At 43.3% G+C, this 1,978-nt stretch carries 3 protein-coding genes; 2 read left to right on the top strand and 1 reads right to left on the bottom strand.

Going from position 1 to position 1,978, the window contains the following annotated elements:
• A partial coding sequence (locus DP116_RS29845; RefSeq protein WP_246275827.1) for an ATP-binding cassette domain-containing protein occupies positions 1-318 on the top strand: 318 nt, incomplete at its 5' end.
• A 63-nt stretch (positions 319-381) separates the two neighbouring features.
• On the opposite strand, the gene DP116_RS27480 is transcribed toward DP116_RS29845, so the two are convergent.
• Positions 382-636 carry a hypothetical protein gene (locus DP116_RS27480; RefSeq protein WP_169158145.1) on the bottom strand — a complete coding sequence of 85 codons (255 nt, stop codon included), beginning with the start codon at positions 634-636 and terminating at the stop codon, positions 382-384.
• A gap of 212 nt (positions 637-848) precedes the next feature.
• Between DP116_RS27480 and DP116_RS27485 the strand changes: the two genes are divergently transcribed.
• Positions 849-1,586 (top strand): phycocyanobilin:ferredoxin oxidoreductase, encoded by a 738-nt coding sequence (locus DP116_RS27485; RefSeq protein ID WP_169158146.1) that lies wholly within the window; start codon positions 849-851, stop codon positions 1,584-1,586.
• The last annotated feature ends 392 nt before the right edge of the window (positions 1,587-1,978 follow it).

Below are 1,978 nucleotides of genomic sequence, written 5' to 3' on the forward strand. Positions count from 1 at the left end.
CATTTATCGCTTAGTACATCACCTCATGCTTTGAGTGGAGGTCAGCAGCGGCGTTTAGCTTTGGCGGTGCAGTTGATTCGCCAGCCACATCTATTATTGTTAGACGAACCGACAGCTGGGTTGGATTGGTCAATGCGTCGGCAACTGGTAAATTTATTAGCGAAACTGAAAAAAAATTGGACACTGCTGGTTGTGACACACGATGCAGGAGATTTGTTACCAATCGCAGACCGTTGTTGGACTCTCAACCACGGTGAACTCAAATCAGTTGATCCTTTAGCATTGGGTGCCCAGAAAGAACCTCAACCAGCAGTGTGATTTAGCAGTGGGGATGAGGGACAACAAAAGCAGACCATCTTGTGCAGGGGGAATAATTCTTGACTAATGACTGAATTGACTGATGTGCAATTGTGCTTCCCCATGATCTGGAATCCAGGCTAACCATTCTTGACGAGAAACGTGGCACAGTAGCAGTGCTTCGTCAAAACTGTAGGGGTTGGGAAGTTCCAACAGCTTTACCCAACTATAAGCCTGGAAATCATCTGGTGACTCTGTGGAGAAGGACTTCCTTAACCAATCCAGATTGTGCCAGAAGCCTTCTATGGCACAATCCGATGTACTTGAATCTAATTTCATGGCTCTGCTTAGCCTTCGCTAATGGACTAAGACAAAATTATTTCTGTAACTAAGAATACAAAATAACTCCTATTTTTGAAAAGTGAGTGTTTTATAACTTTACATTTGTCAGTTGCAAGTGTTTGGTTGTGTTGCGAGCTACTTCGGGTGAGACTTTGTGGACGGTAGACTAATAACTGAATCACATTACCCAGTAACAAATCCCATAAGATATGACAACAACTCCTTTACCATCGCTGCGCGAGCAACAACATCCGCTGATTCGTCAACTAGCAGATTGTATAGAAGCAGTGTGGCATAAGCACTTGGACTTATCACCTTATCATTTGCCTAATGAATTTGGATATGTGGAAGGTCGGCTAGAAGGCGAGAAGCTGACGATTGAAAACCAGTGCTATCAAACACCCCAGTTCCGGAAAATGCACCTGGAACTGGCAAAGGTGGGAAATATGCTGGATATATTGCACTGCGTTATGTTTCCCCGTCCAGAGTATGAACTACCAATGTTTGGTTGTGATTTAGTTGGGGCGAGGGGTCAAATAAGTGCGGCGATCGCAGACCTTTCTCCAGTCAACTCCCAGTACACTCTCCCAAAATCATATACTTCTGCACTGGCTGCACTCCCTCAGTTAAACTTTTCCCACCCAAGAGAATTACCTGAGTGGGGAGATATTTTTTCAGACTTTTGCGTTTTCGTTCGCCTCAGTTCTCCTGAAGAAGAAAATCTATTTCTCTCTCGCACTCGGGAATTTTTAGAAATACATTGCATGCAAGCCACAGCATCCCAACCCGTTCCATCAGAACAGGCGATGCTAAGTCTGGCTGGACAACGTAACTACTGCACTAAACAGCAGCAGAACGACAAAACCCGTCGCGTACTGGAAAAAGCTTTTGGTTCAGATTGGGCAGAACAATATATGACGACAGTTTTGTTTGATATGCCAAGTTAGTCCAAACTCAACAGTCAAAAACTTCTTGTCTTCCCTACCGCCCCCATCTCCCTATCTGTAGGTTCTGCTACGTTTTCAAGCAACTTACAAATGTAGAATTCATTTAACTTAAGCAAAATCGAGTCACAAAATCCTTCAATGTAAGTTTCATTTCCAAACAGCTTGTCTATGATCTTCAGAGTTAAGTTGAAATCAGCTGCCGTTCACTCAAAGCCAATCAAGTTACCTCTTTAGTCATACTTTTTTTCTAACACACAATGTAGTTGTTACCCAGTTTTGTTTGCTATCTATTTCAGATAGACAAACCAAACTGTTGTAACTGTGTTAGGACTCACGCAAGAACTAGTCGTAAAACTCTTATTCCTATCCTAGGGGGTGTAGGGGTGTAGGGG

Source organism: Brasilonema bromeliae SPC951, from assembly GCF_012912135.1.
Lineage (GTDB): Bacteria > Cyanobacteriota > Cyanobacteriia > Cyanobacteriales > Nostocaceae > Brasilonema > Brasilonema bromeliae.